At 67.9% G+C, this 26615-nt stretch carries 28 protein-coding genes and 1 pseudogene; 17 read left to right on the plus strand and 12 right to left on the minus strand.

The window, feature by feature from the left end; translation table 11 throughout:
- Window positions 1-71: 71 nt before the first annotated feature.
- Complete coding sequence (locus tag VF194_RS10510) at window positions 72-473, plus strand: VOC family protein (protein WP_330890732.1); 402 nt, start codon at window positions 72-74, stop codon at window positions 471-473.
- Between the two features lie 37 nt (window positions 474-510).
- Here VF194_RS10510 and VF194_RS10515 read toward each other — a convergent pair whose 3' ends face one another.
- The 3 genes and pseudogenes from VF194_RS10515 to VF194_RS19810 all read right to left on the minus strand — a co-directional run.
- Window positions 511-885: a response regulator gene (locus VF194_RS10515; protein ID WP_330890734.1), complete on the minus strand. Its 375-nt coding sequence runs from the start codon at window positions 883-885 to the stop codon at window positions 511-513.
- A gap of 196 nt (window positions 886-1081) precedes the next feature.
- Window positions 1082-1825: a DUF3426 domain-containing protein gene (locus VF194_RS10520; RefSeq protein ID WP_330890736.1), complete on the minus strand. Its 744-nt coding sequence runs from the start codon at window positions 1823-1825 to the stop codon at window positions 1082-1084.
- A gap of 168 nt (window positions 1826-1993) precedes the next feature.
- A pseudogene (locus VF194_RS19810) lies at window positions 1994-2299 on the minus strand (MJ0042-type zinc finger domain-containing protein); the annotation flags it as partial.
- Between VF194_RS19810 and ftsE the strand changes: the two are divergent.
- The 5 genes from ftsE to VF194_RS10545 are packed head-to-tail and all read left to right on the plus strand — an operon-like array spanning window position 2207 to window position 5867.
- A complete protein-coding gene (gene ftsE, locus VF194_RS10525) occupies window positions 2207-2875 on the plus strand; it encodes a cell division ATP-binding protein FtsE (protein ID WP_330890738.1) in 669 nt (222 codons plus the stop codon). The pseudogene VF194_RS19810 and the gene ftsE overlap by 93 nt on opposite strands.
- Window positions 2872-3786 (plus strand): cell division protein FtsX, encoded by a 915-nt coding sequence (locus VF194_RS10530; protein ID WP_330890740.1) that lies wholly within the window; start codon window positions 2872-2874, stop codon window positions 3784-3786. Before ftsE ends, VF194_RS10530 begins: the two co-directional genes overlap by 4 nt.
- A 10-nt stretch (window positions 3787-3796) precedes the next feature.
- Window positions 3797-4366: an HAD-IIIA family hydrolase gene (locus VF194_RS10535; protein WP_330890742.1), complete on the plus strand. Its 570-nt coding sequence runs from the start codon at window positions 3797-3799 to the stop codon at window positions 4364-4366.
- Entirely contained in the window at window positions 4366-5133 is a 768-nt protein-coding gene (locus VF194_RS10540) for a YdcF family protein (RefSeq protein WP_330890743.1), read from the plus strand. Before VF194_RS10535 ends, VF194_RS10540 begins: the two co-directional genes overlap by 1 nt.
- Window positions 5130-5867, plus strand: a complete 738-nt coding sequence (locus VF194_RS10545) for a lysophospholipid acyltransferase family protein (RefSeq protein WP_330890745.1) — start codon at window positions 5130-5132, stop codon at window positions 5865-5867. The genes VF194_RS10540 and VF194_RS10545 overlap by 4 nt, the downstream gene beginning before the upstream one ends.
- A gap of 11 nt (window positions 5868-5878) precedes the next feature.
- On the opposite strand, the gene VF194_RS10550 is transcribed toward VF194_RS10545, so the two are convergent.
- Window positions 5879-7384: an AlkA N-terminal domain-containing protein gene (locus VF194_RS10550; protein ID WP_330890747.1), complete on the minus strand. Its 1506-nt coding sequence runs from the start codon at window positions 7382-7384 to the stop codon at window positions 5879-5881.
- A gap of 131 nt (window positions 7385-7515) precedes the next feature.
- On the opposite strand from VF194_RS10550, the gene VF194_RS10555 reads away from it, so the two are divergent.
- Complete coding sequence (locus VF194_RS10555) at window positions 7516-8034, plus strand: methylated-DNA--[protein]-cysteine S-methyltransferase (RefSeq protein WP_330890749.1); 519 nt, start codon at window positions 7516-7518, stop codon at window positions 8032-8034.
- A gap of 1 nt (window position 8035) precedes the next feature.
- Complete coding sequence (locus tag VF194_RS10560; protein WP_330890751.1) at window positions 8036-8443, plus strand: nuclear transport factor 2 family protein; 408 nt, start codon at window positions 8036-8038, stop codon at window positions 8441-8443.
- 201 nt (window positions 8444-8644) lie between these two features.
- Here the strand turns inward: VF194_RS10560 and VF194_RS10565 are convergent, their stop codons facing one another.
- Window positions 8645-9757 (minus strand): NADH:flavin oxidoreductase/NADH oxidase, encoded by a 1113-nt coding sequence (locus VF194_RS10565; RefSeq protein WP_330890753.1) that lies wholly within the window; start codon window positions 9755-9757, stop codon window positions 8645-8647.
- 115 nt (window positions 9758-9872) lie between these two features.
- Window positions 9873-10463 carry a TetR/AcrR family transcriptional regulator gene (locus tag VF194_RS10570; protein ID WP_330890754.1) on the minus strand — a complete coding sequence of 197 codons (591 nt, stop codon included), beginning with the start codon at window positions 10461-10463 and terminating at the stop codon, window positions 9873-9875.
- Window positions 10464-10598: 135 nt separating this feature from the next.
- Here VF194_RS10570 and VF194_RS10575 point away from each other — a divergent pair, with 135 nt between their 5' ends.
- From VF194_RS10575 to VF194_RS10600, 6 genes are all read left to right on the plus strand, one after another.
- The gene (locus tag VF194_RS10575; RefSeq protein ID WP_330890756.1) at window positions 10599-11564 is read left to right on the plus strand and encodes a DMT family transporter; all 966 of its coding nucleotides are present in this window, start codon (window positions 10599-10601) and stop codon (window positions 11562-11564) included.
- A gap of 24 nt (window positions 11565-11588) precedes the next feature.
- Complete coding sequence (locus VF194_RS10580) at window positions 11589-12293, plus strand: glutathione S-transferase family protein (RefSeq protein ID WP_330890758.1); 705 nt, start codon at window positions 11589-11591, stop codon at window positions 12291-12293.
- Window positions 12294-12303: 10 nt separating this feature from the next.
- Window positions 12304-13098: an SDR family NAD(P)-dependent oxidoreductase gene (locus VF194_RS10585; protein ID WP_330890760.1), complete on the plus strand. Its 795-nt coding sequence runs from the start codon at window positions 12304-12306 to the stop codon at window positions 13096-13098.
- Between the two features lie 318 nt (window positions 13099-13416).
- Entirely contained in the window at window positions 13417-15762 is a 2346-nt protein-coding gene (locus VF194_RS10590) for an adenosylcobalamin-dependent ribonucleoside-diphosphate reductase (protein ID WP_330890761.1), read from the plus strand.
- Between the two features lie 55 nt (window positions 15763-15817).
- Complete coding sequence (locus tag VF194_RS10595) at window positions 15818-16489, plus strand: HAD-IA family hydrolase (RefSeq protein ID WP_330890763.1); 672 nt, start codon at window positions 15818-15820, stop codon at window positions 16487-16489.
- Window positions 16486-18045, plus strand: a complete 1560-nt coding sequence (locus VF194_RS10600) for a class I adenylate-forming enzyme family protein (protein ID WP_330890766.1) — start codon at window positions 16486-16488, stop codon at window positions 18043-18045. The genes VF194_RS10595 and VF194_RS10600 overlap by 4 nt, the downstream gene beginning before the upstream one ends.
- 76 nt (window positions 18046-18121) lie before the next feature.
- On the opposite strand, the gene VF194_RS10605 is transcribed toward VF194_RS10600, so the two are convergent.
- Window positions 18122-18736 (minus strand): gamma-glutamylcyclotransferase, encoded by a 615-nt coding sequence (locus tag VF194_RS10605; protein WP_330890768.1) that lies wholly within the window; start codon window positions 18734-18736, stop codon window positions 18122-18124.
- Between the two features lies 1 nt (window position 18737).
- The gene (locus tag VF194_RS10610) at window positions 18738-19589 is read right to left on the minus strand and encodes a DMT family transporter (RefSeq protein ID WP_330890770.1); all 852 of its coding nucleotides are present in this window, start codon (window positions 19587-19589) and stop codon (window positions 18738-18740) included.
- Between the two features lie 169 nt (window positions 19590-19758).
- On the opposite strand from VF194_RS10610, the gene VF194_RS10615 reads away from it, so the two are divergent.
- Window positions 19759-20841 carry a DUF2125 domain-containing protein gene (locus tag VF194_RS10615; RefSeq protein WP_330890772.1) on the plus strand — a complete coding sequence of 361 codons (1083 nt, stop codon included), beginning with the start codon at window positions 19759-19761 and terminating at the stop codon, window positions 20839-20841.
- A gap of 40 nt (window positions 20842-20881) precedes the next feature.
- Here the strand turns inward: VF194_RS10615 and VF194_RS10620 are convergent, their stop codons facing one another.
- Genes VF194_RS10620 through VF194_RS10630 form a run of 3 tightly spaced genes read right to left on the minus strand, consistent with a single transcriptional unit; the run spans window position 20882 to window position 23831 of the window.
- Window positions 20882-21820, minus strand: a complete 939-nt coding sequence (locus VF194_RS10620; RefSeq protein WP_330890774.1) for a prephenate/arogenate dehydrogenase family protein — start codon at window positions 21818-21820, stop codon at window positions 20882-20884.
- A complete protein-coding gene (gene hisC / locus VF194_RS10625; RefSeq protein ID WP_330890776.1) occupies window positions 21817-22920 on the minus strand; it encodes a histidinol-phosphate transaminase in 1104 nt (367 codons plus the stop codon). The genes VF194_RS10620 and hisC overlap by 4 nt, the downstream gene beginning before the upstream one ends.
- Window positions 22917-23831 carry a chorismate mutase gene (locus VF194_RS10630; RefSeq protein WP_330890779.1) on the minus strand — a complete coding sequence of 305 codons (915 nt, stop codon included), beginning with the start codon at window positions 23829-23831 and terminating at the stop codon, window positions 22917-22919. Before VF194_RS10630 ends, hisC begins: the two co-directional genes overlap by 4 nt.
- Window positions 23832-24037: 206 nt before the next feature.
- Here VF194_RS10630 and metX point away from each other — a divergent pair, with 206 nt between their 5' ends.
- On the plus strand, window positions 24038-25213 hold the full coding sequence (gene metX / locus VF194_RS10635; RefSeq protein ID WP_330890781.1) for a homoserine O-acetyltransferase MetX: 1176 nt from the start codon (window positions 24038-24040) through the stop codon (window positions 25211-25213).
- Window positions 25210-25869: a methionine biosynthesis protein MetW gene (gene metW / locus VF194_RS10640; RefSeq protein ID WP_330890783.1), complete on the plus strand. Its 660-nt coding sequence runs from the start codon at window positions 25210-25212 to the stop codon at window positions 25867-25869. The genes metX and metW overlap by 4 nt, the downstream gene beginning before the upstream one ends.
- On the opposite strand, the gene VF194_RS10645 is transcribed toward metW, so the two are convergent.
- On the minus strand, window positions 25849-26601 hold the full coding sequence (locus tag VF194_RS10645) for a methyltransferase domain-containing protein (RefSeq protein WP_330890785.1): 753 nt from the start codon (window positions 26599-26601) through the stop codon (window positions 25849-25851). The genes metW and VF194_RS10645 overlap by 21 nt on opposite strands.
- Window positions 26602-26615 lie beyond the last annotated feature (14 nt).

Raw genomic sequence — 26615 nt, forward strand, 5'->3', positions numbered from 1 at the left:
GAATTTCTTTCGCCGCCGGGCGGAGGATTTTGCTTTGCCGGGACGGCCAAGGCCAATGTTATGGTTCCGCCATGCTTGAATCTCTCGATCATCTGGTGCTGACCGTGCGCGATATCGCGGCATCGGTCGCCTTCTACGAACGCGTGCTGGGCATGCGGGAAATACGCTTCGTCACCGCCGACGGCACCGAGCGGGTGGCGCTTGCCTTCGGGCGGCAGAAGATCAACCTGCACCAGGCCGGCCGGGAGTTCGAGCCCAAGGCGCGGCAGCCGCTGCCGGGCAGCGCCGATCTGTGCTTCCTTACGCGCCAGCCGCTGGAGGCGGTGATCGCGCGGCTGCGCGCCAGCGGAACCGAAATCCTCGAAGGTCCGGTGCGGCGCACCGGCGCCACCGGGCCGATCCTGTCGGTCTATATCCGCGATCCGGACGGCAATCTGCTGGAAATCGCCAACCAGCTTCCGGCCAACGACTGACGCGCGCCGTCAGCTCCGGCAAGGCTTCTAGCGCCGGTCAGCCGACCTGCTGTTGCGCCGCCAGCACCTCGTCGACCGCCGCGCTGAGATCGGTCATGGAAAACGGCTTGGCCAGCACGGCGCGGGCGAGCTGATCGAGGCCGCTGGCGCGGTTGCGCTGCTCGGCATAGCCCGACATCAGCATGACCGGCAGCAGCGGCCAGTCGCGCGCCGCCTTCAGCGCAAGTTCGACGCCGTCCATGTTGGGCATGCTGATATCGGCGAGCAGCAGATCGAAGCTGTCGCGGCCGAGCCTGACCAGCGCTTCGGCGCCGTCGCCGACGGCGACGACCTCATGGCCGCGGGCCTGCAGCACCCGGCGGATGAATTCCCGCATTGGCACATCGTCTTCCGCGACCAGAATCCGCGCCATCACGCCCCTCGCCGATGGCCGCCTGGATTGCCGGCTTTTCTGCCGCGGGCGGCCGATCCTTCTGTCTCAGCTCTGGAACGGCCGTGCAGGCACAACCGTTCCCCGACCCTAGCATCGAAGCGGCAGCGGCGGAATCGCGAAATCGCGCAGGCGGGCGGCCGCCAGGTTCATGGACGGGCCCCCAAACGGACGGGAGCTAGGGGCCGGGCTTGGCGCCGGCGGCGAAGGCGACCTCGAGGTCGGTAACGTCCTCTTTCGGCGCCGGCAGCTTGAAATCGAAGGCCAGCTTGTCCTTGGCGGCGAGCTGCGGCTGATCGAGCGGCACCGTATAGACCGCCAGTTCCTTGCCGTCGGCGCCGCGCATGCTGACGCGGATCGCCGGCAGATGACGCTCCTCCTCGCCGACATTGGCGACCTCGCCGGAGACGGCGATCTTGGTCTGACCGCCATCCAGCACGGTGGAGGATTTCAGGTTGTGCAGCTCCAGCCCGAGCCATTCGGCGGTCTCGACCGGAATGCCGAGCTGTTCGTAGAGCATGGCGATCGGCGGGTAGAAGGCGACGATCTCGGCGCGCTTCTGATAGCCGCCGCCGAGCAGCGCGCCCAGCAGCGCCAGCAGCAGCAGCCAGCCGACCCAGGCCCATGAGCGCTTCTTCTGCGCCCGGCCCGGCGGCCGCTGCACCCCGGCCTGCGCCAGCCTTTCGCGGCGGCGCAGCAGCACCGCATCGGGATCTTCCTCCTCGGCGGTCAGCGGCGGCTCGTCGAGCGGCGGATGCAGCGGCGGCCGGTCCTTGTCCAGCAGCAGGTCGTCATCGTCGTCGTCGAAACCCCGGATATGCGGCGGCCCCATGTCGGGCAGCGGCGGCTCGGGCAGCGAATCGAGCCTCGGCGGCGGTGGCGGCGGCGGCGCGGCCATCGGAGGGGCCATCGGAGGCGCCATGGGAGCATCCGGGCCCGACTCGGGGTCAGGCGAACCGGGGCCGGGCGCGTTGGGCCCGGATCGGCTGGAACGGAACGAGGTCGCTGCCGGCTTGGCCTGTGGAGCGGCTGACGGGGGGGCCGGCGGCTCCCAATCCTCGGGCAGCGGCTCCTGCAACCAGATATGACGGCAGCGCGAGCAGCGGACTTTCCGCTCCGTCGCGCCGAAGACGTCGGTCTCCACAAAAAACCGGGTCGCGCAGTTGGGACAGGTAAGGATCATGCCTGAAGAACTGGCCCTTTTGCGTTTCCGGAGTCTTTCCCTTATAGGACGGACGGGGCCGCCGAAGCAAGGCTGCATGCCTGCAAGGTATTGGCGCGGTTGGCATTGGGAGTGATCGGCGTGGTGCGTTTTCAGAACGTCGGCATGCGGTATGGTCCGGGGCCGGAGGTTTTGCGCGACGTCAGCTTCGAGCTGGCGCCGAACTCCTTCCATTTCCTCGCCGGGCCGAGCGGCGCCGGCAAGACCTCGCTGCTCAAGCTGCTCTACCTGGCGCGCCGGCCGAGCCGCGGCCTGATCACCATGTTCGGCCAGGACGTCTCGACCGCCAGCCGCGCCGCCCTGCCGATGCTGCGCCGGCGCATCGGCGTCGTCTTCCAGGATTTCCGCCTGCTCGACCACCTGACCGCGCTGGACAATGTCGCGCTGCCCCTGCGCATCGCCGGCGCCGACGAAAAGCGCACGCGCGATCATGTCGTCGAGCTGCTGACCTGGGTGGGGCTGGGCGACAAGCTGGACGCCCGGCCGGCGACCCTGTCCGGCGGCGAGAAGCAGCGCGTGGCGATCGCGCGCGCCATCATCGCGCGGCCCAGCCTGCTGCTCGCCGACGAGCCGACCGGCAACGTCGATCCCGAGATGGCGCAGCGGCTGATGTATCTCTTCGTCGAGCTGAACAAGCTCGGTACCGCCGTCGTGCTGGCGACCCACGATACGCATCTGCTGCAGCGCTTCAAATTCCCGGTGATGCGGCTGCGCCAGGGCCGGGTCGCCATCGAGAGGAATGCGGCATGAGCCCCAGGCAGACGAGCGCGGCGCGGAAAAAGCCTTCGCGGCAGGCCTCGGCATTGCAGCTCGATGCCGACCGTTCGGGCCGCTTCCTGCCCTGGGCGCTGGCGGTGATGGTCTTTCTCGCCGCCCTGGCCCTGGCCGGCGCCCTGGCCCTGGACGGCACCATCGAGGGCTGGCGGCGCGGCGTTTCGTCCAAGCTGACGGTGCAGATCGCCGACCGGCCGGGCCAGCCGATGGCGCCGCGCATGGCGAAGGCGCTGCAGGTGCTGCGCGAGATTCCCGGCGTGCAGGCGGCCGAGCCGATGCCGCGCGCGGCGGTCGAAGCCCTGCTCAAGCCCTGGCTCGGCGCCGATGCCCTGCAGGGCGACCTGCCCCTGCCCGGCCTGATCGATGTCACCCTGGCCGAGAATGCGCCGGTTTCGGCGGCGGCCCTGGACGCCAGGCTTCAGGCCGCCGTGCCGGGCGCGCACCTGGACGATCCGAAGCCCTGGCTCGACCGCCTGATCCAGCTCGGCCGCCTGCTGCAGAGCCTGGGCGGCGGCATCGTCGTGCTGGTCGGCCTGGCGGCGGCGGCGATGGTGATCTTCGCCACCCGCGCCGGCCTGGCGGCCCGGCGCGACACGATCGAGCTGCTGCACCTGATCGGCGCCGAGGACGGCTATATCGCCCGCGAATTCCAGCGCCATGTCGCGCGCCAGGCCCTGCGCGGCGGCATCGTCGGCGCCGCCCTGGCGATCCTCACGCTGCTGGCGATCCAGTTGCTGGCCAGCCGCGTCGGCACCGGGCTGCTGCCCGGCCTTGCCCTGGCCTGGTGGCATTGGCTGGCCCTGCTGGTGCTGCCGGCGGCCGCCACGGCGCTTGCCATCGTCACCGCCCGCAGCGCCGTACTGGGCGATCTGCGCGCGATGCTGTAAGGGTGGCGCCATGCTGATCCTGCTCGACCGCGACGGCGTGCTGAACGAGGACCGCGAAGACTATGTCAAGACGCCCGACGAGCTGGTGCTGATTCCCGGCGCGGCAGAGGCGGTCGCGCGCATGAACGCGCTCGGCTGGCCGGTGGCGGTCTGCACCAACCAGGCCTGCATCGGCAAGGGCATCATCGACGAGGCGCGGCTGGCGCTGATCCACCGTCATCTGCGCGAACGCCTGGCGGCGCGCGGCGCGCGGCTCGACGCCATCCTGCACGCGCCCGATCCGCCCTGGGCGGCGAGCGAGCGGCGCAAGCCCGGCCCCGGCATGCTGCGCGAGGCGATGGCGCAATTCCGCATCGGGCCGGAGGAGACCGTCTTCATCGGCGACAACATCACCGACCTGCAGGCCGCCGTCGCCGCCGGCTGCCGCCGCATCCTGGTCCGCACCGGCAAGGGCCGCGAAAGCCAGGCCAGGGGCATTCCGCCGGAGGTGCTGCCGGTCGCGGTGGCCGAAGACCTGAACGACGCGATCGAGCACCTGCTGGCGAGGCAAACCTCGAAGACGCAAGCGAAGGAGCCGTGATGGCGCGCCGCACCCGCACCACCACCCCCCTGACGAAACGCATCAGGCGCTGGCTTGCCGCCGTCCTGGTGCTGGTGCTGCTCTGGCTCGGCGGCGCGCTGGTCTATTTCGAGCAGGTCGAGAGCATTCCCGATCCGGGCGATCAGCGCACCGATGCGATCGTCGTACTGACCGGCGGCGCCGCCCGCCTGCCGACCGCCCTGCGGCTGCTGAACGAGAACAAGGCCGAGCGGCTGTTGATCACCGGCGTCAGCCCGACGGCCAACCGGGCATCGCTGATGCAGGCCGTGCTGCCCAGCATGCCGGATGCGGCGCAGGCTTCGACCAACTGGGAGGGCATCGACCTGCAGCTTCTGTTCGAATGCTGCGTCGATCTCGGCTTCGAAGCCGCCGATACCGCCGGCAACGCCGTCGAAGCCTCGAACTGGGTATCGCAGCATCATTTCCGCTCGATCCGGCTGGTGACGGCGAATTACCACATGCTGCGCAGCCTGGCGGAATTCCACCGCCGCCTGCCCGCCGTGACGATCATCGCCCATCCCGTGCGCTCGGACAGCATGCGGGTGGAGGATTGGTGGCGCCACTCCGCCAACGCCATGTTCCTGCTCGGCGAATACAGCAAATATGTCGCGGCGCTGGCGCGCGCCCGGCTCGACCATCTGATCGCGGTCGCGCTCGGCAACGACGACCAGCCGCCGGTGCGCGAGGAAATGCCGATGCGCGAGGACATACCGGGGCGGAAGGAACTGCAGGGGGCCAGCAAGTGAAGACGGCGGCGATCTGGCTGCGCTCGCTGCTGTTCATGGCGGCCTTTTACGGCTGGAGCACGCTGGTGGCGCTCTACAGCCTGATCCCGCTTGCGCTGAACAAGCCGCAGCAGATCGTCAGCGTGGGGCAATTCTGGTCGCGCAGCATCAACTGGCTGCTTAAAAGCATCGCCGGCATCGATTGCGTCATCGAGGGCCTGGAGCACGTGCCGCCCGGCGCGGCGATGATCGCGGCCAAGCATCAGTCGCTGTGGGATACCGCCATCGTGCTCGGCATCTTCCGCTGGCCGGCGGTGGTGATGAAGCAGGAATTGCTGCGCGTGCCGATCTACGGCTGGCTCTGCCGCGCGCAGGGGATGATCGCGGTCGACCGCGAAGGCGGCGCCAAAGCCCTGAAGACGATGCTGCGCGATGCCCAGACGGCGGCGCGGCACGGCCGCAAGCTGATCATCTTCCCGCAGGGCACCCGCACCCTGCCCGGCCAGAGCCTGCCTTATCAACCCGGCGTCGCGGCGCTGTATCGCGAGCTGAAAATCCCGGTCGTGCCGGCGGCGGTGAATTCCGGCTTCTTCTGGCCCAAGCACGGCCTGAAGCGTCCGCCGGGGCGGATCGTGCTGCGCTTCCTGCCCGCCATCCCGCCGGGCCTGAAGCGCGACGCGTTCATGCAGGAGCTGGAGAGCCGCATCGAGACGGCGCAGGCGCAGCTTGAGGCGGAGACGCGGGCGGCGCTTTAAGCGGCGGTGCTTTAGGCCGCGAGCCGCTCCGGCTTGGCGGCAAGCTGCGCAGCACCCGCTGCCCAGAGATGCTGCGCCGCGTAAGCCCGCCAGGGACGCCAGGCTTCCGCGCGCCTGAGTAGCGCTTCGGCGCTGGGGCGGCGGCCTTCGGCATCTTCCAACGCGCGCAACAGGCCGATATCGGCGGCGGGAAACGCGTCGGGTTCGCGCAGCTGGCGTAAAGCGATGTACTGTGCCGTCCATTCGCCGATACCCCAGATGCCGCGCAGCTTGGCGACGGCCTCGTCCAATTCGCGGCCGGTGCTGAGCAGGTCCGGATCGGTGAGCACCGCAGCGGCCACGGCGGACAACGTCGCCGCGCGACTGCGCGGCATGCCAAGCATAGTGAGGTCTGCACCGGCCATCGCCCGCGGCAACGGAAAGGCATGCGTCAACGGGCCATCCGGCTCGGGCAAGGCCTGGCCATAGCTGGCGACCAGCCGTCCGGCCAGGCGGATCGCCGCGGGCACGGTGATCTGCTGACCCAGCACCGCGCGGATCGCCAGCTCGAAACCGTCCCAAGCGCCGGGCACGCGCAGGCCCGGCCGCGCCTTGATCAGCGGCGCCAGCAACGGATCCTGCGCCAGATGCGCATTGATCGCGGCGAGATCGGCGCCAAGATCGAAGACGCGTCGCAGCCGGGCAATGATCGCCGGCAGGGCCGAAAGCTTGGGGAAGCGGACCGTCGCCTGCAGCGCATTGGCAGAACCCGGATGCATGGAGGCCGGACGGACATGGACGGTGCCGAATTCGCCGTCCAGATGGATGCTGCGCGCGTAGGTCTCGCCGCTGACGGTCTCGATGCCGGGAACGGCGCGGGCGCGCAGGAAATCCAGCATCGCAGGCCAATCATAAGGCGGCTGATAGCGCAGCAGCAGCACGATCTCGCCGCGCGGGCCGGCGGCGGCGATTTCGAGGTTGCGCCTCCTGCGCAATTCGCTGGGCGCGCGCTTGAACATGCGCTGGAAGCATTCGTTGAAGCGGCGGATGCTGCCGAAGCCGGCGGCATAGGCAATCTCGGTCATCGGCAAGGCGGTTTCGGCGATCAATTGCTTGGCAAGGTGAATGCGCCGCGCCTGCGCCACGGCGATCGGCGCAACACCGAGATGCTGCTGGAACAGCCGGCGCAATTGCCGCTCGCCGATACCCAGCCGGTTCGCCAGCGCCTCGACATCCGCCTCATCGAGCGCGCCGAGCTCGATCAGCGCCAATGCGCGAGAGACACTGTTCCAGGTACCACGCCAGGCGCCGAGCTCGGGCGCGGCTTCCGGCCGGCAGCGCAGACAGGGCCGGAAACCCGCTTCCTGCGCCGCCGCTGCGCTCGTGAAGAAAACGACGTTCCTGGCGAGCGGCGTGCGCGCCGGACAGATCGGGCGGCAATAGATGCCGGTCGTCTTCACGGCGATGAAGAAGCGGCCATCGAAGCGGGCGTCGCGGCGGCTGACCGCGCGGTAGCAGGCGGCATGATCAAGATCCATGCCGCGATACTGATCCGGTGCAGACAGCCGGTCTAGCGGTTTTCGGACATCATCATTCCGGATTTGGCCGCAGCGACAGTAACGTCCGAAAACCGCCAGCGGCAGACGGCGCACCGCGGCATGGTGGCCGCATGCAACACTTCACGATGGAACGCCTCGACACTCCGACCGGCCGGATGCTGATCGTCAGCGATAATGCCGGCCGCCTATCCGCCGTGGACTGGGAAGACCACGCTGAACGCATGCGGCGTCTGCTGCGCCGATATCACGGCCTGGATATGGCATCCCTGACCGCAGCAGCGGTTCGATCAGCGGCGGCCAGAGCCCTGCTGCGCTATTTCGCCGGCGACCTTGCCGCCCTTGCCGATCTGGCTTGCGCCGCCGGCGGCACCGAATTCCAGAACCGGGTCTGGTCGGCGCTGCGGCGGATCGCGCCGGGGCGGACGACGCATTACGGCGCGCTGGCCGCAAAGCTGCAGCAGCCGACGGCGGCGCGGGCCGTCGGGCTGGCCAACGGCGCCAATCCCATCGCCATCGTCATCCCGTGCCATCGCGTGATCGGCGCCGACGGGTCGCTGACCGGCTATGGCGGCGGCATCGAACGCAAGCGCTGGCTGCTGGCGCATGAGCAAGCGCATATGGAGGCATGACATGACCAACACCGAACGCGTCATCGCCGCCTGGAAGGCCTTCGCCAGCCGCGATCCGGCGCAGATCGCCGCCTGCTTTGCCGAGGATGCCGAGTGGATCGCGCCAAAGGGCAATGCCACTGCGCTGGCACTCGAACTCACCGATCACATGAAAGGACCGCAGCAAATTGGCCAATTCATCGGCACAGAACTGCGCCGGCTGTTCGGCGAGATCAAAATCGACTTCAAGGGCATCCATGCCGCGGGCGACATTGTCATTGTCGAGGAGCGCATGACCGCCGTGCTGGCCGATGGCCGTCCTTACGAGAACGACTATTGCTTCATCTTCGAATTGCAGGACGGCCTGATCCGGCGGGTGCGGGAATATATGGATACTGCCAAGGGACACCGGATGATCTTCGGCGGTTGAGCCCTAGTTGCCCGGTCATCAGCATCGCGCCGAGGATGGCGGCGCGAAGGCGTTGAAGGCGTTGCTGCGCGCCGCCCATGCTGCCGCTGATCCCGGCGGGCCTGAAGCGCGACGCGTTCATGCTGCAGCTGGAGAGCCGCATTCGAGACGGCGCAAACGCAGCTTGAGGCGGAAACCCGCGCCAAGCTGCGGGCCGGCTGATCAGCGCACCGCCTTGAGCGCCAGCTCGCGCGGCGTATCGACGCCGCGCTGGCGGCCGCGCAGATATTGCGGCGGGACATGGACATCGGCGCCCAGCTCATCCGCTGCGCGCCAGGCCCAGAAAGGATCGTTCAGCAGCGCCCGCGCCATCGCCACCAGATCGGCGCGGCCCTCGCGGACGATTTCTTCGGCCTGCTGCGGCTCGGTGATCAGGCCGACCGCCATCGTCACCATGCCGGTGGCCTGCTTCACCGCCTCGGCGAAATGCACCTGATAGCCGGGGCCGGTGACGATCTTCTGCTGCAGCGAGATGCCGCCGGAGCTGACATCGACGAAATCGCAGCCGCGCTCCTTCAGCGCCGCGGCGAAGATTTTCGCATCCTCGATCTGCAGGCCGGCGCTGCCCATCCAGTCGCTGCCGGTGATGCGGATGCCGAGCGGCTTGTGCTGCGGCCAGGCCGCGCGCACCGCATCGAAAACTTCCAGCGGAAAGCGCATGCGGTTCTCCAGCGAGCCGCCGTAGGAATCGTTGCGCCGGTTGGAGATCGGCGAAAGGAACTGATGCATCAGGTAGCCATGCGCGCCATGCAGTTCGATCACATCGACGCCGGCGCGGTCGGCGCGCTGCGCGGCTTCGGCGAAGTCGCGGACGATGCGGGCGATGCCCTCCTCGTCCAGCGCCGCCGGCGTATGCCAGCCCTCGCCATGCGGCAGGGCGCTCGGCGCCTCGGTCGGCCAGGCGGACGGCCCTTCCAGCGACTTGCCGCCGCGCCAGGGCAGATCGGACGAGGCCTTGCGGCCGGCATGGGCCAGCTGAATGCCGAAGGGCGAGCGGCCGAACGCCTTCAGATCGGCCGCGATGGCGCCCAGGCCGGCCTCGTGCACCGCGTTATAGAGACCGAGGCAGCCCGGCGTGATGCGGCCGCGCGCGCTGACATGGGTCGCCTCGGCGATGATCAGGCCGAGACCGGCGGCGGCATAGCGGCCGAGATGGATGCGGTGCCAGTCGGTCGGCGCGCCGTCGACGGCGCTGTATTGGCACATCGGCGACAGCACGATGCGGTTGGGCAAGGTGACGGAGCGAAGCGTAAGCGGCTCGAACAGGGCTGACATGGTTTTCCGGGAAGCTGCGTGGATGAATGACGAAAGCCAGGGCAATGTTGGGCACCGGCCCCGCAGGGTCAAGCGGCGCCGCGGCCTGTAGAAGCCGGGACCCGCAGAAGATGCGTCAATTCGGGCGCGGCTCGAGCAGCGCCATGGCCGGGCGCAGCAGGCCTTCGAGCAGCGCCCGTTCCGGCCGCACCCTGGCCAGCACGCGCAGGCCCATGAGAATGCCGAGAAGGTGCCGCGCCAGATCGTCGGCCGGCTGGCTATGGGCGATGCTGCCATCGGCCTGGCCGGCGAGGATGCATTGCCGGAAGAAGGTTTCGATCTCGGTCAGCACGCCGGCGACGGCGCGCCGGATTGCGGGATCATGCGGCGCGACTTCGAGCGCCGCGTTGACCAGCATGCAGCCCTTGCGGTCCGGATCGCCCAGCGAGCGGGCGACGATGTCGGCGAAGAAAGCCTCAATCGCCTCGCGCGGCGGCAGCGCGCTGCAGCGCTCGATGCGCGCCGCCACGCTGCCTTCCACGTAGCGGTCGAGCGCTTTTTCATACAGCGCGCGCTTGTCGCCGAAGGCGTTGTAGAGACTGGCGCCGGTTATGCCGGTCCGCGCGATCAAATCGCGCATGGAGGTCGCCTCGAAGCCGCGCGCCCAAAAGCATTTGAGCGCGGCGGACAGCACCTCGGCTTCATCGAATTCCCTGGGCCTTACCATCCGATCATCCGTAAACCGGCAACTTGTCCTTGCCAAGCCTCTTGGAATGTGATTTTTAGAACAAACGTTATAAAACACAGGCCCGGCCTGCCGGCCGCGATCGGCGGGGGCGTTCAAGCCGAGACAGGAGATCCCATGAACGATGCCCGGCAGAGCGCGGCCGTCGCCGCGAAGCAGCCGCCGGCCGCCCGGCATCTGGCCGAACGGCCTGCCGGCTGGCGCGGGATGCTGTCGTCGCGGCTGAGCGGTTTTCTCTGGGCCGCCCTGTCGGTGGCGATCTTTTCCGGCTGGTTCGTGGTGACGCGGTTCAGCGTCACCCGCAGCCTCGGCGTCTGGGACATCACCCTGCTGCGCTTCGGCATCGGCGCGATCGTGCTGGCGCCGACGCTGCTGCGGCGGGATCGCCGCTTGCCGGCCGGCGCCTGGCGCGACGGCCTCATATTCGCGCTGCTCTGGGGCGCGCCCTTCGTGCTTCTGGTGGCGCTCGGATTGCAGCTCACCTCCGCGGCCGAGGCCGCGTCGATCACCCCCTCCGTGATGCCGGTTTTCGCCGGGCTGCTGGGCTGGATCCTGCTGCGCGAGCGGCAGGGCCGGATACGCTGGCTGGGTTATGCCGGCATCCTCGCCGGATTGACCGGCCTGGTGACGGCGAACGGCGCCGCCCATGGCGCGCCGGATCTGCGCGGCGTCGCCGCCCTGATCCTCGCCGGCGCGATGTGGGCCGTCTACACCCTGCTGTTCCGCCGCAGAGGGCTGACGCCGCTCCAGGCGGCGGCGCTGATCTGCATCTGGTCCGCGCTGCTGCTGCTGCCCCTCTACCTGCTGCTGGACCTGAGCCGTTTCGGCAACGCCCCGTTCGGCGAGATCGCCCTGCAGGGCTTCTATCAAGGCGTGCTGATGAGCGGCGTCGCCATCGTCACCTTCAACCGCGCCGTCGCGCTGCTCGGCCCATCGGCCGCCACGGCGATCATCGCGCTGGTTCCGGTCGCCGCCTCCCTGCTCGCCATCTTCGCACTCGGCGAATTCCCCGCCCCGGCCGAAGCGCTGTCCATCGCCGCCATCGTCGCCGGCGTGCTGATGGCGGCGAAGCCGAACCGATAATCCCCCCGGCAAGAAAGGATATCCATGATCCGGTTCTATTTTCATCCGACGCCCAATCCCGCGAAGATCGCGCTGTTCCTCGAGGAGACGGGACTGCCCTACAGACTGGTGCCGGTGGACACCGGCAAGGGCGAGCAGCACATGGCGGCGTTCCGCGCCGTCAATCCGAACGGCAAGGTTCCCGCCATCGTCGATACCGAGGGGCCGGGCGGCAAGCCGGCGCGCGTATTCGATTCCACCGCCATCCTGATCTATCTCGCCGAGAAGACCGGCAAGCTGCTGGGCGCGCCGGCCGAACGGCCCGAACTGCTGTCCTGGCTGATGTTCATCGGCACGGGGCTGGGCCCGTTTTCCGGCCAGGCGGTGCATTTCCAGCATGCCGCGCCCGACGGGCTGGACTATGCCGTCAACCGCTACCGGCGCGAGGCCGAACGGCATTATCAGGTGCTGAACGATCACCTTGCCGGCCGCGACTACATCGTCGGCAACAGCTACACCATCGCCGACATTTCCGCCTGGGGCTGGCTCGACCGCGCGGCGCGCGTGATGAAGGGCGCCGAGGACGCGCTGGCCGCCTATCCCGAGATCATGCGCTGGTTCCGCGCGATCGATGCGCGGCCCGCCGTCGCGCGGGCGCGAGCGGTCGGCAAGGACCACGCCTTCAAGACCGTCATCGACGAAGAGAGCCGGCGCGCCTTGTTCCCTTCGAACTATCCCGCAGCGCTGTGAGGACGACATCATGCAACTGAACGGCAAACGTGTTCTCGTCACCGGCGGCACCAGCGGCATCGGCCTGGCGCTGGCGCACGAACTGATCGGCAAAGGCGCCAGGGTCTTCGTCAGCGGCCGGCGGCAGGCAATGCTGGATGCGGCTCTGCGCGAGCTGAAATCCGCATCCGGCATCGCCGCCGACGTGGCGACGCCGGATGGCCGCGCCCGCATGCTGCAGGGCGCGATGCAGGCGCTCGGCGGCCTCGACATCCTGGTCAACAATGCCGGCGGCGTCCGCGCCGGGCGGCTGGAGAAGACCGCCGAGGCCGAAATCGAGGCGATGATCGCCGTCGATCTGCTCGCGCCGATCCTGCTGACCCGCGCCGCCCTGCCGATGCTGCGTGCCGGCGGCGATGCCGCCGTGGTCAACGTCGCGTCGGGCATCGCGCTGATCGGCGCGCCCTTCTACGCCACCTATACCGCCGCCAAGGCCGGGCTGGCGCGGTTCGGCGAAGCGCTGCGCCGCGAGCTGAAGGGCGAAGGCATCCATGTGCTGACGGCCTATCCCGGCGCCACCGAGACGCCGATGATGGCCTCGAATCGGGCCGGCCCGGATCTGGGCTTTTCGCGCGAGCCGGCCGCCGCCGTCGCCGGCGCGATCGTCGCCGGGATCGAGGCCGATGCCTTCGAGGTGATCCGCGGCGGCGAAACCCGTGCCCGGATGATCGCCTTGAATCGCGACGATCCCGCCGCGGTCGATGCCCGCTTCCTCGGCCTCAAGGCCGCGCTGGAAGAGGCGGTGGAAAACCACTCCGCGCTTTAGGCGCCGTTTTCGGGTGCCGCCGGCGGTGAAGCCCGCCTTCGCCGTCGGCCGCCCGCCCCCTGTGGATAACCCGGTGGGCAACGCCCTGTGGAGCATTTGCGAAGCGGGGATGAATCCAGATCGAGGCGTCTTTACAAGATGTTGTTTTGACTGCGCCTCTGGATCAATCGGTAGAAACAATGAGAGAACATTCCGCTGGACTCACGCCCCCGGCGCGATACAGTTAGCAGGCGGCGTTAGGCCAGGCAGCGATGCCCCGGACGCCGCTTTTCGTCTCTCCGTCTTTCGTCCGCCACCTCTTTACGCCATCAGGATCCGATGTCGCCGATCGCACCGATTTCGCAGCAAATCTGGGACATGAAGTACCGCTTCAAGGGCCCCGACGGCGCGCCGATCGACCGGTCGATCCCGGATACCTGGCGCCGGCTCGCCCGCGCGCTCGCCGCGCCGGAGAAGAACCCGGCCGAATGGGAAGGCAGCTTCTTCGAAGCGCTGGAGGATTTTTGCTTCCTGCCGGCCGGGCGCATCGTCGCCGGCGCCGGCACCAGGCGCAATGTGACACTGTTCAACTGCTTCGTCATGGGCACCATCCCCGACGACATGGGCGGCATTTTCGAGCATCTGCGCGAAGCGGCGCTGACCATGCAGCAGGGCGGCGGCATCGGCTACGATTTCTCGACCCTGCGCCCGCGCGGCGCGCCGGTGAAGGGCGTCGGCGCCGACGCCTCGGGGCCGCTCAGCTTCATGGATGTCTGGGACGCGATGTGCCGCACCATCATGTCGGCCGGCAGCCGGCGCGGCGCCATGATGGCGACCCTGCGCTGCGATCATCCCGATATCGAGGCCTTCATCGAGGCCAAGCGCGAGCCGAACCGCTTACGCATGTTCAATCTCTCGGTGCTGGTCACCGATGCCTTCATGGCCGCCGTGAAGCAGAACCAGGCCTGGGAGCTGAAATTCGGCGGCACGACCTACCGCACCGTGCAGGCGCGCGAGCTGTGGGACAAGATCATGCGCGCGACCTACGCCTATGCCGAGCCGGGCGTGATCTTCATCGACCGCATCAACCAGCGCAACAATCTGCATTACTGCGAGACGATCGCGGCGACGAATCCCTGCGGCGAGCAGCCGCTGCCGCCCTATGGCGCCTGCCTGCTCGGCTCGATCAATCTGGCGCGGCTGGTGGAGAATCCCTTCGAAGCCGGTGCCGCGCTCGATCTCGATGCCCTGGAAAAGCTCGTGCGCACCGCCGTGCGCATGATGGACAACACCATCGACGTTTCGAATTTCCCGCTCGAGGCGCAGCGGCACGAGGCGCAGGCCAAGCGCCGCATCGGGCTTGGCGTCACCGGACTGGGCGATGCGCTGATCATGGTCGGCGCGCGCTATGGCTCGCCGCAATCGATCGCGCTGATCGAGACCTGGATGAAGCGGCTGCAGCGCGCGGCCTATCTTGCCTCGGTCGAGCTGGCCAGGGAGAAAGGCGCCTTCCCGTTATTCGACCGCGAGCGGTATCTCGCCGGCGCGAGCATCCGGGCGCTGGACGCGGATGTGCAGGCGGCGATCGCCGAACATGGCATCCGCAACGCGCTGCTGACCTCGATCGCGCCGACCGGCACGATCTCGCTGTTCGCCGACAATGTCTCCTCGGGCCTGGAGCCGGTCTTCAGCTTCCACTACACCCGCAACGTGCTGATGCCGGACGGCACGCGGCGCACCGAGGAAGTCAGCGACTATGCCTATCGCCTGTTCCGCCAGATGAAAGGCGACAACGCGCCGCTGCCGGAAGCCTTCGTCGATGCGCAGAGCCTGAGCCCCGCCGATCACGTGCGCGTGCAGGCCGCCGTGCAGAAATACATCGACAGCTCGATCTCCAAGACCATCAACGTGCCGGAGGAGATCGACTTCGACAGCTTCAAGGACGTCTACCTGATGGCCTATGAGGGCGGCTGCAAGGGCTGTACGACCTACCGGCCGAACGAGATCACCGGCGCGGTGCTGCAGGTCAAGAAGGACGACAAGAAGGCCCAGGAACAGGCGGCGCAGCCCGAGCTACCGCTTGCCCCCGCCGCCAGGCCGGTGGAGACGATCAGGCCGCGCGATCCCTTTGCCGCCGGCGGCGTCGTCTACATGACCAAGCCGCTCGACCGGCCCGAGGCGCTGCCCGGCCGCACCTACAAGATCATGTGGCCCGAATCCGAGCATGCGATGTACATCACGCTGAACGACATCGTGCAGGACGGCCGCATCCGCCCCTTCGAAGTCTTCATCAATTCGAAGAACACCGAGCATTACGCCTGGACGGTGGCGCTCACCCGCATGATCTCCGCCGTGTTCCGCCGCGGCGGCGATGTCTCCTTCGTGGTGGAAGAGCTCAAGGCCGTGTTCGATCCGCGCGGCGGCCACTGGATGGGCGGCCGCTATGTGCCGTCGCTGCTGGCCGCCATCGGCGAAGTGATCGAGCGCCACCTGATCGAGATCGGTTTCATGCCGGGCCCGCAGGAGCAGCGCGAGGAAAAGGCGATGCTGGCGCTCGCCGCCAATGCCGAAACGCCGAAGCCCGCTTCCGGCCTGCGGCAATGTCCGAAATGCGGCCAGCCGTCGCTGATGAAGCTGGAGGGTTGCGATACCTGTGCCTCCTGCGGCTATAGTAAGTGCGGATAAGGAAGCGCTTGACGTTCGCGTAAAGCGTTTCCGTTAGGGAAACGCCGCACAGAGCATGACTGCCGTTCAGGGACAGACGCCGTCGATCAAGGCCGTGTTGTGGGATTTCGGCGGAGTGATCCTCTCCAGCCCCTTCGATGCCTTCCGCCAGTTCGAAGAACGCCGCGGCCTGCCGCGCGATTTCCTGCGCAAGGTCAACTCCACCAACCCGCATACCAATGCCTGGGCCTGCTTCGAACGCGGCGAGGTCGATGCCGACCGCTTCGGCGAGCTGTTCCTGGCCGAAAGCACGGCCCTGGGCCATGCCGTGCATGGCCGCGAAATCCTGCCGCTGATCTCCGGCGAGGTGCGCCCGCGCATGGTCAAGGCGCTGCGGCAGGTGAAGACGCGCTACAAGATCGCCTGCCTGACCAACAACATGACGCTGGGCCATGGCCCGGCGATGGCGGCAAGCCCAAAGAAGGCCAAGGCGGTGGCCGAGGTCATGCGCCTGTTCGACTGCGTGGTGGAATCGAGCAAGGTCGGCGTGCGCAAGCCGGAGCCGGCCTTCTACGAACGCGCCTGCGCTCTGCTGGAGATCCGCCCGCATGAGGCGGTGTTCCTCGACGATCTCGGCATCAACCTGAAGCCGGCGGCGCAGATGGGCATGAAAACGATCAAGGTGGAAGACCCGGACAAGGCGCTGCGGGACTTAAGTGCAATCATAGGGATGGAGTTCGAGCCATGACGACGGCGCAGGAATTGCTGGCACGCGAGGATTTCGGCACGCTGTCGGAGATGGTGGCGGCCCATGCGGCGGAGCGGCCGCTGCATCCGGCGGTGATCCAGGATGGCGTGACGCTGAGCTATCAGGCATTCGATGCGCACGTCGACCGGGTCGCCGCGGCCCTTAAGCGCGACGGGATGAAGCCGCGCCAGAGCATCGCCATCGTCAGCGCCACCTGCCCCGATTACGTCGTCGTCTATGCCGGGGCGCTGCGGGCCGGACTGGCCGTCGCGCCGCTGCCGCCCTCGGCCACGCCCGAACAGATCGCCGGCATGGCGAAGGATTCCGATGCGCTGCATCTCTTCCTCGACGGCGCCAACGAGGCGGCCCTGGCCGGCGTCGCGGCGGAACTGCCGCAAAGGCGCATCCGCCTCGATACGGACGCCTTCGAGCGCTGGCTGGCGCCGGAGGGCAGCAAGCCGCAGCCGGTGGCCATCACGCCGGACATGCCGTTCAACATCATCTATTCCTCCGGCACGACCGGCATTCCCAAGGGGATCGTGCAGCCCTGCGGCATGCGCTGGCTGCATATGCAGCGGGCGGTCGCCTATGGCTACGATACCAAGGCCGTCACGCTGCTCTCGACGCCGCTCTATTCCAACACGACGCTGGTCAGCCTGTTTCCCACCCTGGCCGGCGGCGGCACCGTGCTGCTGATGGCCAAGTTCGACGTGGTGAAATATCTCGAACTGGCCGAAAAATACCGCGTCACCCATACCATGCTGGTGCCGGTGCAGTATCAGCGCATCATGGCGCATCCCGATTTCGACAAATACGACCTGTCGGCTTACCGCGCCAAATTCTGCACCAGCGCGCCGTTCAACGCCGCGCTCAAGGCCGACATCCTCAAGCGCTGGCCCGGCAAGCTGCTGGAATTCTACGGCATGACCGAAGGCGGCGGCACCTGCATCCTGATCGCCGACGAACATCCGGACAAGCTGCACACCGTCGGCCGGCCGGCGCCCGGCCACGATATCCGCCTGATCGACGAGCAGGGCAACGAATTGCCGCCCGGCGAGGTCGGCGAGATCGTCGGCCATTCCGGCGCCATCATGACGCATTACCACAAGCAGCCGGGCAAGACGGCGGAAGCGGAATGGTTCGACAAGACCGGCAAGCGCTTCATCCGCACCGGCGACATGGGCCGCTTCGATGCGGACGGCTTCCTGCAATTGATGGACCGCCGCAAGGACATGATCATCTCCGGCGGCTTCAACATCTATCCGAGCGATCTGGAGGCGGTGCTGCGCGAGCATCCCGCCGTCTTCGACGTGGCGGTCGTCGGCGTCGCTTCCGAGCAATGGGGCGAGACGCCGGTCGCCTTCGTCGTGCGCAAAGAGAATGCCGCGACAACAGCGCCCGAACTGCTGGCCTGGGCGAATGGCAAGCTGGGCAAGATGCAGCGCCTGTCGGCCATCGAGTTCCGCGACGTGCTGCCGCGCTCGGCCATCGGCAAGGTGCTCAAGCGCGAATTGCGCGATGCCTATGCCGCCACTGCGGCGAAACAGTCGGCGTAGCGATACGCCATGGCGGGGCAAACCCGCCATGGCATATGAGAGATGCCGCCCTCGCGGCGGAAGCGAGAGTCGCCTTTCAGATTCCCGGGCAGCGGCGTTTCACCTGCTGGAGCAGGTGATGCAGCGGCGTATCGGCGATGCCGAGCTCGTCGAGATGCGCAACGGTATTGGCGAGATAGACCGCATTCGGCCCGCGCTGGCCGCGGCAATTGGCGATCACCTCGACGACCTGATCCTCGCTCAGATGCCCGGCATATTGCTTATGCTGCGGATCGGCGACGAAGGCCATTACCTTGACCGGCCGGCCGTCGATGCGCGCCGTATGGAAGCCCGGCTTGTAGACGCCGGTGACCATCTCGCGGCGATAGAGGTAGTCGATCACGGCCTCCTCGTCGCGCTTGCGCACCCGGAAGGCGCGGCCCTTGCACGAGCCGCCCGGCATCAGTCCCAGCACCAGACCGGGCTTTTCCGGCGTGCCGCGATAGCGGTGCGACCAGACGCAAAAGCCGCGATGATGCCCCCAGAGCCTGGCGACCTTGACCTCGAGATAGGGAAAGCCGGGATCCCACATCAGCGAGCCATAGCCGAAGACCCAGAGCGGCTCGCCCTTCGCGGGCCGGATCTTCGGAAACGGCGGCGGCGCCTCGCCCGGCAGCGGCTCCTCGTGGTCGAAGGGAATCCGCGGCCCCATCTCAGCGCTTCGCCAGGTTCAGATTGACCAGGGCGACGCCGGCCATGGTCGCCGCCATGCCGAGCAGCGCCAGCAGGTTGAGCGCCTCACCGAACAGGAAGAAGGCGACCAGCGCCGTACAGGGCGGCACCAGGAAGAACAGGCTGGAGACCTTGGCGGCGGCGCCGCGGCGGATCAGCACGAAAAGCAGCGAGATGGCGCCGAGCGAAAGCACGATGCAAAGCCAGCCCAACGCGAAGACGAACTCGCCCGACCAGACGATCCGCCGCGCCTCGAACAGCAGCGCGAAGGGCGCCAGGAAAACGGCGCTGGCGGCGAACTGGATCGCCGTGCCGCTGCGCAGGTCGATCGCGGGACAGAATTTCTTCTGATAGAGCGTGCCCAGCGTAATTCCGATCAGCGCGATCACCGAGAGCGCATAGCCCCAGGGCGTGCCAACGCCGCTGCCCAGCTTGGTCCAGACCACCAGCACGACGCCGACGAGGCCGAGAACCAGCCCGAGCCATTGCCGCGCAGTGACGCGCTCGCCCAGCAGCGGGCCGGCGCCGGCCGCGACCAGCAGCGGCTGGATGCCGACGATCAGCGCCGAGACGCCGGCCGGCACGCCGTGGAAGATCGAGGCGAAGACGCCGCCCAGATAAACCGCCTGCAACAGCAGCCCGGCCAGCGCTATATGCCCGGCCTCGGCCAGGCTGCGCGGCCAGGGGGCGCGGCTCAGCGCGGCGAAGGCGGCGAGCAATATGGTGACCACGGCAAAACGCAGCACCAGGAAGGTCATCGGCTCGGCATAGGGCAGGCCGAGCTTGGCGCCGATGAAGCCGGTCGACCAGAGCAGCACGAACAGGCCGGGCATGGCGGCCAGGAAAACATCCTGGCCGCGGGGGCCGGCGGCGGCTTTGGCGGGGGCGTACACGGGCGAGGCTGGGCGCTTTCTGATCTGCTGCGCTGATAATTGTCGCGCCTGGCCGCAAAGGGCAAGGGCCCGATGCCTGGCCGCCTGACATTCGTATGCCGGCATTCGTATGCCGGCATCCGCATCTCTGGTGACGCCGCGCCCGGCCTGCTATACCGGCCCCATGCGGTATCGCTTCCTGATCCTCGCCGGCCTCATCTGCGGCGGCCTGCTGGGCTATTACATGCTGTGGTCGCATCTGTCGGATCAGATCGCGGCCCAGGCGCAGGCCTGGATGGAAAGCCAGCGCAAGCTGGGCCGCGAGGTCTCCTATGGTGCCATGCGGCAATGGGGCTTTCCCTACCGCCTGTCGTTGACCTTCGAGAATGTCCGCTGGCGCGATCCGAACAGCGCCGCCGCCTGGGACATCCAGGCCGACGACATCACCGCCCATCTGCAGCTATGGAATCCGGACCACGTCATCTTCGTGCTGACCGGGCGGCAGCAGATCGGCTGGAAGGATGGCGCGGCGCAATTGCATGTTGCCCTGACGGCGGAGAATTTCCGCGCCAGCGCCGTCTTCGATGCCGCCGGCAAATGGCAGCGGCTCGCCGCCGATCTGCATCAGGCCAGGCTCGAAGACGCAGGGCAGGCCTTGTCGGCGGCGCGGCTGAACCTGCATGCGCGCCGCGCCGAGACCGTCCCGCCGAGCAGCGATCTTGCCATTCAGGCCGAAGGGCTGATCCTGCCGCCGCAGGCCAGCCTTCCGGATGGCGGACCACTCGGCCGCGAGATCGCCCGCCTCGACCTGATCGGTACCCTGCGCGGCACCGTCTTCGGCAAGACGCCGCAGGAGAGGCTGGCCAACTGGCGCGATGGCGGCGGCGTGATCGATTTCGAAACCATCGGCCTGCAATGGGGCGCGCTGAAGCTGAAGGGCAACGGCACGCTGACGCTGGACAAGCTGTTCAGGCCGCTCGGCGCGATGTCGAGCCAGGTCTATGGCGCCGATGCCGGCATCGACGCCCTGGCCGCCGCCGGCCGCATGAAAGCCGACGAGGCCGCCGCGGCCAAGGCGGTGCTGATGGCGATCGCCAAGCGCGACGAGACGGGCGAACGCTATCTGCAGGTGCCGCTGACGGCGCAGGACGGCCGGCTGTTCCTCGGCCCCGTCGCCCTGTTCGGCCTGCCGCCGATCTGGCCGGCGCAGTAGAAGGCGCTCTTCTCCCCGCCTGCTGCTCTGCGGCGGCGCCCTAGCCTTCGCTCTTGCCGGCGGCCGGGCTGCGGCCGAAATCGGGCGCCGCGGTTTCCTGGCCGGCATCGATGATGGCGCGGCGGATGGCGCGGGTGCGGGTGAACAGGTTGAACAGCGTATCGCCCTCGCCCCAGCGGATCGCGCGCTGCAGGGCGATCAGATCCTCGGTGAAGCGGCCCAGCATCTCCAGCACCGCCTCCTTGTTGTTGAGGAAGACGTCGCGCCACATGGTCGGATCGGAGGCGGCGATGCGGGTGAAGTCGCGGAAGCCGCCGGCGGAATATTTGATCACCTCGCCCTCGGTGACCGTCTCCAGATCGTCCGCCGTGCCGACGATGTTGTAGGCGATCAGATGCGGCACATGGCTGGTGATCGCCAGCACCAGATCGTGATGGCGCGGCTCCATCACCTCGACCTTGCTGCCGCAGGCGGCCCAGAAGGCCTTGACGGCCTCGACGGCCCTGGCATCGGCGCCGGGCGGCGGCGTGAGGATGCACCAGCGATTCTCGAACAGGCTGGCGAAACCCGCCTTGGGGCCGGAATGCTCGGTGCCGGCGACCGGATGGCCCGGCACCAGATGCACGCCGGCCGGCAGATGCGGCGCGATATCGCGGATCACCGCCTGCTTGCACGAGCCGACATCGGAGACGATGGCGCCCGGCTTCAGCGCCGGCGCGACATGCGCCGCCACGGCGGCATTGGCGCCGAGCGGCACGCAGAACATGATCAGATCGGCGTCGCGCGCCGCTTCCGCGGCATCGGCATGCACTTCGTCGCCGAGTTGCAGCCTGGCCGCGTCCTGGCGATGCTGCTCGGACGCATCCGCGATCGCGATCTGCCGCACCAGGCCGCGCTCGCGCGCCGCCCGCGCCACCGACGAGCCGATCAGGCCGATGCCGATGATGGCGAGGCGATCGAAAAGCGGCTGCCTGCTCACCGGCGTTGCGCCTGCTTCGCCATGAACGCGCCGAGGGCGGCGATCACGAGATCGTTTTCTTCCGCGGTGCCGATGGTCAGGCGCAAGGCCTCGGCCAGGCCATAGGCGCCCATGGCGCGCAGGATCAACCCCTGGCTGCGCAGGAACTCGTCCGCCGCCTTCGACTGCGCGGCGCCGCCGGGGAAACGGATCAGCAGGAAATTGCCGACGCTGGGCAGCACGTCGAGACCGAGCTTGCCGAGCGCCGCCGTCACCCGCGGCAGTTCGGCATCGTTATGGCTGCGCGCCTTGTCGAGCCAGGCGACATCCTCCAGCGCGGCGACGCCGGCGGCCTGGGCGGCGGCATTCACGTTGAAGGGTCCGCGCACGCGGTTCAGCACGTCGACGACGCCGGCCGGCGCATAGGTCCAGCCGAGCCGCAGGGCCGCCAGGCCGTAGATTTTCGAAAAGGTGCGCGTCATCACGGTGTCGTCGCGCTCGGCCACCAGTTCGGCGCCGTTCGAATAATCGTTGCGGCTGACATATTCGGCATAGGCCGCATCGATCACCAGCAGAACCCCGGCCGGCAGGCCATTGCGCAGGCGGCGCAGCTCGGCGGCCGAGATATAGCTGCCGGTCGGATTGTTCGGATTGGCCAGGAAGACGATCCTGGTCCGCGGCGTGACCGCCTTGAGCAGCGCATCGACATCGGCGGTGTAGTTCGCCTCCGGCGCCGCCACCGGGGTGGCGCCGCGCGCCATAGCGGCGATGGCATACATCAGGAAGCCGTGGCGCGAATACAGAACCTCGTCGCCCGGCCCGCAATAAGCGGCGCAGATCAGCGAGATCATCTCGTCCGAACCGTTCGAGCAGACGATATTCTCGGCCGGCAGGCCATGATGCCGGGCCACGGCATTGCGCAGGGCATCGGCGGCGCCGTCGGGATAACGATGCAGTTCGCCGGCCATCTTCTGATAGGCGGCGATCGCCTTCGGGCTGGGCCCGAGCGGCGTTTCGTTGGACGACAGCTTATGCACCTTGGTCACGCCCGGCACGCTGCCCTCGCCGCCCTTGTAGGGGGCGATTCCGAGAATTCCAGGTTGCGGCTTCGGCGCAGTCACGGCTGACATCCTTCTTCGACGGTTACGGATAACGACACTATAACCTCAGCGACCGGCACCGGGTAGGCGCCGATCACCACGGCATCGGCGATCAGGCCCGGCTCGGCGGCGATCAATGCCGCCAGCCGCGCATCGCCCTCGGCCATGAAACCGGGGATTTCGACCAGCATGCGGCTGCCGCCATCGCCGGCGCCGTGCTGCTGCGCCAGCACGCGGCCATCCAGGCCGGCCTGCGCCAGCAACGTGGAGAGGCGCGCCATGCTGGGCGCCTCTTCGTTGGCGACGACGACGACCAAGGTGCAATCCTCGCCCGATTCCTCCGGCGGCGTGCGGGCAATCACGAAAGCGCCCAACTCGGCGAGGCGACCGCGCGGGTTGGGCACGAAGGGAAGCTTGGCAATGACACGGGGGGTATCGTTGGCGCGGCCGGCCAGCATGGGCCACCACGATTCCCGCTCGCCCTCTTCCGGCGGCGCCATCACGCCCAGCGTCATCGGATGCGCCGAGATCGCCCGCATCACGGCGGTCGCCGTGTTGCAGAGCTGCATCGGCGTGGTCGAGCCGTAGAAGTCGCGCGCCAGATCCCAGCGGGCGGCCGACTTGTTCGGCGCATGCACGGCGACCTTGAGCGGCGCCTGCAGGTCGTAAAGCGCCGAGATCATCTCGCGCCAGATGCGCACCAGGGCGGCCGGCGGCAGGCCCTGGCGATGGCGCTCCATCAGCCGGCGCAGAATCTGCGCTTCGCGGCCCGGCCGCAAAAAAGCGCCATTATCGAGGCTGCCCTGGCTCTGCTTGGTGGCAGCGACGCGGCGCACCGCCTCGGCGCGGCGGCGCAAAAGGTCCTGGATCTGGTCGTCCAGCACGTCGATTTCGCGCCGAAGATCGGCCAGGCTCGGTATATGTTCGCTCATTTCTTGACGGGGCTGTAACAGGGGAAAAAGCCGCATAGTCTTAGGGCTTTCGCCCCCCGATTGCAAAGCCTGTATGGCAAAGAAAACATTGACAGTACGGGCGGGGGTTCGTAAGCACAGGGACCCTACCGGAACGGGTTTCCGGTCGCATTTTCCGCCCCTGAGACAACCGCAGACTTAGAGCTGCCTTTTCGACCTTTTGGACCATGACCGCGGCACCTTCCCGCCTGCATCATCTCGACCCTGTCGGGCCCGGCCACCGGGTGGCCCTGGGCGAGACTTTGCCGCTGAAGCTCGATTGCGGGTTGGATCTCGGCCCCTTCCAGATCGCCTATTGCACCTATGGGCAGCTCAACGAGGACAAGTCGAACGCGATCCTGATCTGCCATGCGCTGACCGGCGATCAGCACGCCGCCAACGTGCATCCGATCACCGGCAAGCCGGGCTGGTGGGTCAGCATGGTCGGTCCCGGCAAGGTGGTCGATACGGATCGCTATTTCGTGATCTGCGCCAATGTGCTGGGCGGCTGCATGGGCTCGTCCGGCCCGGCGGAGATCGACCCCGGTACCGGCAAGCCCTATGGCCTGAGCTTTCCCGTCATCACCATCCGCGACATGGTCAATGCCCAGGCGATGCTGCTGGACCATCTCGGCATCCATCAGCTGTTCTGCGTCATCGGCGGCTCGATGGGCGGCATGCAGGTGCTGCAATGGGCGGCCAGCTACCCCGACCGCGTCTTCTCGGCGATCCCGATCGCCTGCGCCGCCAAGCATTCGGCGCAGAACATCGCCTTCCATGAGGTCGGCCGTCAGGCGATCTATGCCGATCCGCAATGGCACAAGGGCGATTATTTCGAGCATGGCACGATCCCGCGCGCCGGCCTGGCTGTGGCGCGCATGGCGGCGCATATCACCTATCTGTCGGAAGCGGCCCTGCATCGCAAATTCGGCCGCAACCTGCAGAACCGCGAGCGTATCACCTACGGATTCGAGACCGAGTTCCAGGTCGAAAGCTACCTGCTGCATCAAGGCTCGACCTTCGTCGACCGCTTCGATGCCAACTCCTATCTCTACATCACCCGGGCGATGGATTATTTCGACCTGGCCGCGCAGGCCGGCGGCAATCTCGCCGGCGTCTTCCAGGGCAGCAGGACGCGTTTCTGCCTGGTGTCGTTCACCTCGGACTGGCTGTTCCCGACCTCGGAAAGCAAGGAGATCGTGCGCGCGCTGAATGCGGCGGCGGCCAATGTCAGTTTCGTCGAGATCGAGACCGACAAGGGCCATGACGCCTTCCTGCTCGACGAGCCGGAGATGTTCCGCACCCTGAAAGGCTTTCTCGACGGCTGCGCGGAAGTGCGCGGCCTGAACGGACATCAGACATGAACGACCGCGCTTTGACCCCGCCCCCGCAGAAGGGCGGCGGCCACAAGGATATCCGCCGCGATCTTCTGCTGATCGCCGAGATGGTGGCGCCGCAAAGCCGTCTGCTCGACGTCGGCTGCGGCGACGGCGCGCTGCTGGAATATCTCGCCCGCGAAAAGCAGGTCGATGGGCGCGGCATCGAAATCCGCCAGAGCGGCGTCAATGCCTGCGTGGCGCGCGGCCTGAGCGTGATCCAGGGCGACGCCGACGCCGACCTGCCGGATTATCCCGATGCCGCTTTCGATTACGTCGTGCTCAGCCTGACGCTGCAGGCGACGCGCAACCCGCGCAAGGTATTGCACGAGATGCTGCGCATCGGCCGGCGCGCCATCGTCTCCTTCCCCAATTTCGCCTACTGGCGGGTACGGCTGCAGCTTGCGCTCAGCGGCCGCATGCCCATGACGGCGGCGCTCGACGATCCGTGGTACGAGACGCAGAACATCCACCTCTGCACGATCCTGGATTTCGACGAGCTTTGCGCGAAGGACGGCATCGTGGTCGAGCAGCGCATCGCCGTCGACGGCCACGGCAACCGGGAAGGCTGGAAGCTGCAGGGCGCGATGGCGAATATCTTCGGCGCCCAGGCGGTCTATCTGTTACGCCGGCGCGGGGCCTGAACCGCCCCAGACGGGACGCGGCGGCTTCAGCACGAAGGCCTTCCGCTTCGCCTTGACCGGCTTCAGCGGCGCGGCGGCATAGACCTGCTTCTCGGCCTCCAGCAGCAGCACGCCGGAGAACCGGTTCCACAGAATCTCGCCTGCCTTCTCCCAGGCGCTGGCGGCGCCGACCACGAAGGCGCGGTTGGTCGGCGGCAGCCACAAAGCCGATTGCGTCTGCAGCGGCGAGAACAGCGCATCGCGCATCAGCCGCGTAAGCTGCGGCGGCGTGTAGGGACGGCCCTGGCCGAAGGGCGTCGCCTCGATATGCGCCCACAGCCCGCGCCGGTTCGGCACCACGGCGAGCAGCCGGCCCTGCGGGGTGAGCACGCGCCAGACCTCGCGCAGCAGCGCCCGCACGTTTTCCGAATTCTCCAGCGCATGCACCAGCAGAAGCCGGTCGACCGAGGCATCCGGCAGCGGCAATCCGTCCTCGTCCACCAGCATGACCCGGCCCGGCAGGCCGCGCGGCCAGCGGATCACGCCCTGCGGGCCGGGCATCGCCGCCAGCACGCGCTCGGCCTCCGCCTCGAAGATGCGCAGATAGGGCGTGGCATAGCCGAGCCCCAGCACGCGCAGCCCGGCGACATTCGGCCAGACCTGGCGCAGCCGCAGGCGCAGCAGGCGCCGCACGGCGCGGCCGATATGGCTGCCGTAGAATTCGCGCAGATCGATGATGTCTGGACGCAGCATCGCGCTATGTTAGC

It is taken from the genome of Ferrovibrio sp., from assembly GCF_036381655.1.
In the GTDB taxonomy this organism is placed as follows: Bacteria; Pseudomonadota; Alphaproteobacteria; order Ferrovibrionales; family Ferrovibrionaceae; genus Ferrovibrio.

What these genes read in the sequence shown, in the direction of transcription:
- VF194_RS10510 (WP_330890732.1), top strand. Translation starts at nt 72, where the DNA reads ATGCTTGAATCTCTCGATCATCTGGTGCTGACCGTGCGCGATATCGCG.
- VF194_RS10515 (WP_330890734.1), bottom strand. Translation starts at nt 885, where the DNA reads ATGGCGCGGATTCTGGTCGCGGAAGACGATGTGCCAATGCGGGAATTC.
- VF194_RS10520 (WP_330890736.1), bottom strand. Translation starts at nt 1,825, where the DNA reads ATGGCGCCTCCGATGGCCCCTCCGATGGCCGCGCCGCCGCCGCCACCG.
- VF194_RS10530 (WP_330890740.1), top strand. Translation starts at nt 2,872, where the DNA reads ATGAGCCCCAGGCAGACGAGCGCGGCGCGGAAAAAGCCTTCGCGGCAG.
- VF194_RS10535 (WP_330890742.1), top strand. Translation starts at nt 3,797, where the DNA reads ATGCTGATCCTGCTCGACCGCGACGGCGTGCTGAACGAGGACCGCGAA.
- VF194_RS10540 (WP_330890743.1), top strand. Translation starts at nt 4,366, where the DNA reads ATGGCGCGCCGCACCCGCACCACCACCCCCCTGACGAAACGCATCAGG.
- VF194_RS10550 (WP_330890747.1), bottom strand. Translation starts at nt 7,384, where the DNA reads ATGGATCTTGATCATGCCGCCTGCTACCGCGCGGTCAGCCGCCGCGAC.
- VF194_RS10555 (WP_330890749.1), top strand. Translation starts at nt 7,516, where the DNA reads ATGCAACACTTCACGATGGAACGCCTCGACACTCCGACCGGCCGGATG.
- VF194_RS10560 (WP_330890751.1), top strand. Translation starts at nt 8,036, where the DNA reads ATGACCAACACCGAACGCGTCATCGCCGCCTGGAAGGCCTTCGCCAGC.
- VF194_RS10565 (WP_330890753.1), bottom strand. Translation starts at nt 9,757, where the DNA reads ATGTCAGCCCTGTTCGAGCCGCTTACGCTTCGCTCCGTCACCTTGCCC.
- VF194_RS10570 (WP_330890754.1), bottom strand. Translation starts at nt 10,463, where the DNA reads ATGGTAAGGCCCAGGGAATTCGATGAAGCCGAGGTGCTGTCCGCCGCG.
- VF194_RS10575 (WP_330890756.1), top strand. Translation starts at nt 10,599, where the DNA reads ATGAACGATGCCCGGCAGAGCGCGGCCGTCGCCGCGAAGCAGCCGCCG.
- VF194_RS10580 (WP_330890758.1), top strand. Translation starts at nt 11,589, where the DNA reads ATGATCCGGTTCTATTTTCATCCGACGCCCAATCCCGCGAAGATCGCG.
- VF194_RS10585 (WP_330890760.1), top strand. Translation starts at nt 12,304, where the DNA reads ATGCAACTGAACGGCAAACGTGTTCTCGTCACCGGCGGCACCAGCGGC.
- VF194_RS10590 (WP_330890761.1), top strand. Translation starts at nt 13,417, where the DNA reads ATGTCGCCGATCGCACCGATTTCGCAGCAAATCTGGGACATGAAGTAC.
- VF194_RS10595 (WP_330890763.1), top strand. Translation starts at nt 15,818, where the DNA reads ATGACTGCCGTTCAGGGACAGACGCCGTCGATCAAGGCCGTGTTGTGG.
- VF194_RS10600 (WP_330890766.1), top strand. Translation starts at nt 16,486, where the DNA reads ATGACGACGGCGCAGGAATTGCTGGCACGCGAGGATTTCGGCACGCTG.
- VF194_RS10605 (WP_330890768.1), bottom strand. Translation starts at nt 18,736, where the DNA reads ATGGGGCCGCGGATTCCCTTCGACCACGAGGAGCCGCTGCCGGGCGAG.
- VF194_RS10610 (WP_330890770.1), bottom strand. Translation starts at nt 19,589, where the DNA reads ATGCCCGGCCTGTTCGTGCTGCTCTGGTCGACCGGCTTCATCGGCGCC.
- VF194_RS10615 (WP_330890772.1), top strand. Translation starts at nt 19,759, where the DNA reads ATGCCGGCATCCGCATCTCTGGTGACGCCGCGCCCGGCCTGCTATACC.
- VF194_RS10630 (WP_330890779.1), bottom strand. Translation starts at nt 23,831, where the DNA reads ATGAGCGAACATATACCGAGCCTGGCCGATCTTCGGCGCGAAATCGAC.
- metX (WP_330890781.1), top strand. Translation starts at nt 24,038, where the DNA reads ATGACCGCGGCACCTTCCCGCCTGCATCATCTCGACCCTGTCGGGCCC.
- metW (WP_330890783.1), top strand. Translation starts at nt 25,210, where the DNA reads ATGAACGACCGCGCTTTGACCCCGCCCCCGCAGAAGGGCGGCGGCCAC.
- VF194_RS10645 (WP_330890785.1), bottom strand. Translation starts at nt 26,601, where the DNA reads ATGCTGCGTCCAGACATCATCGATCTGCGCGAATTCTACGGCAGCCAT.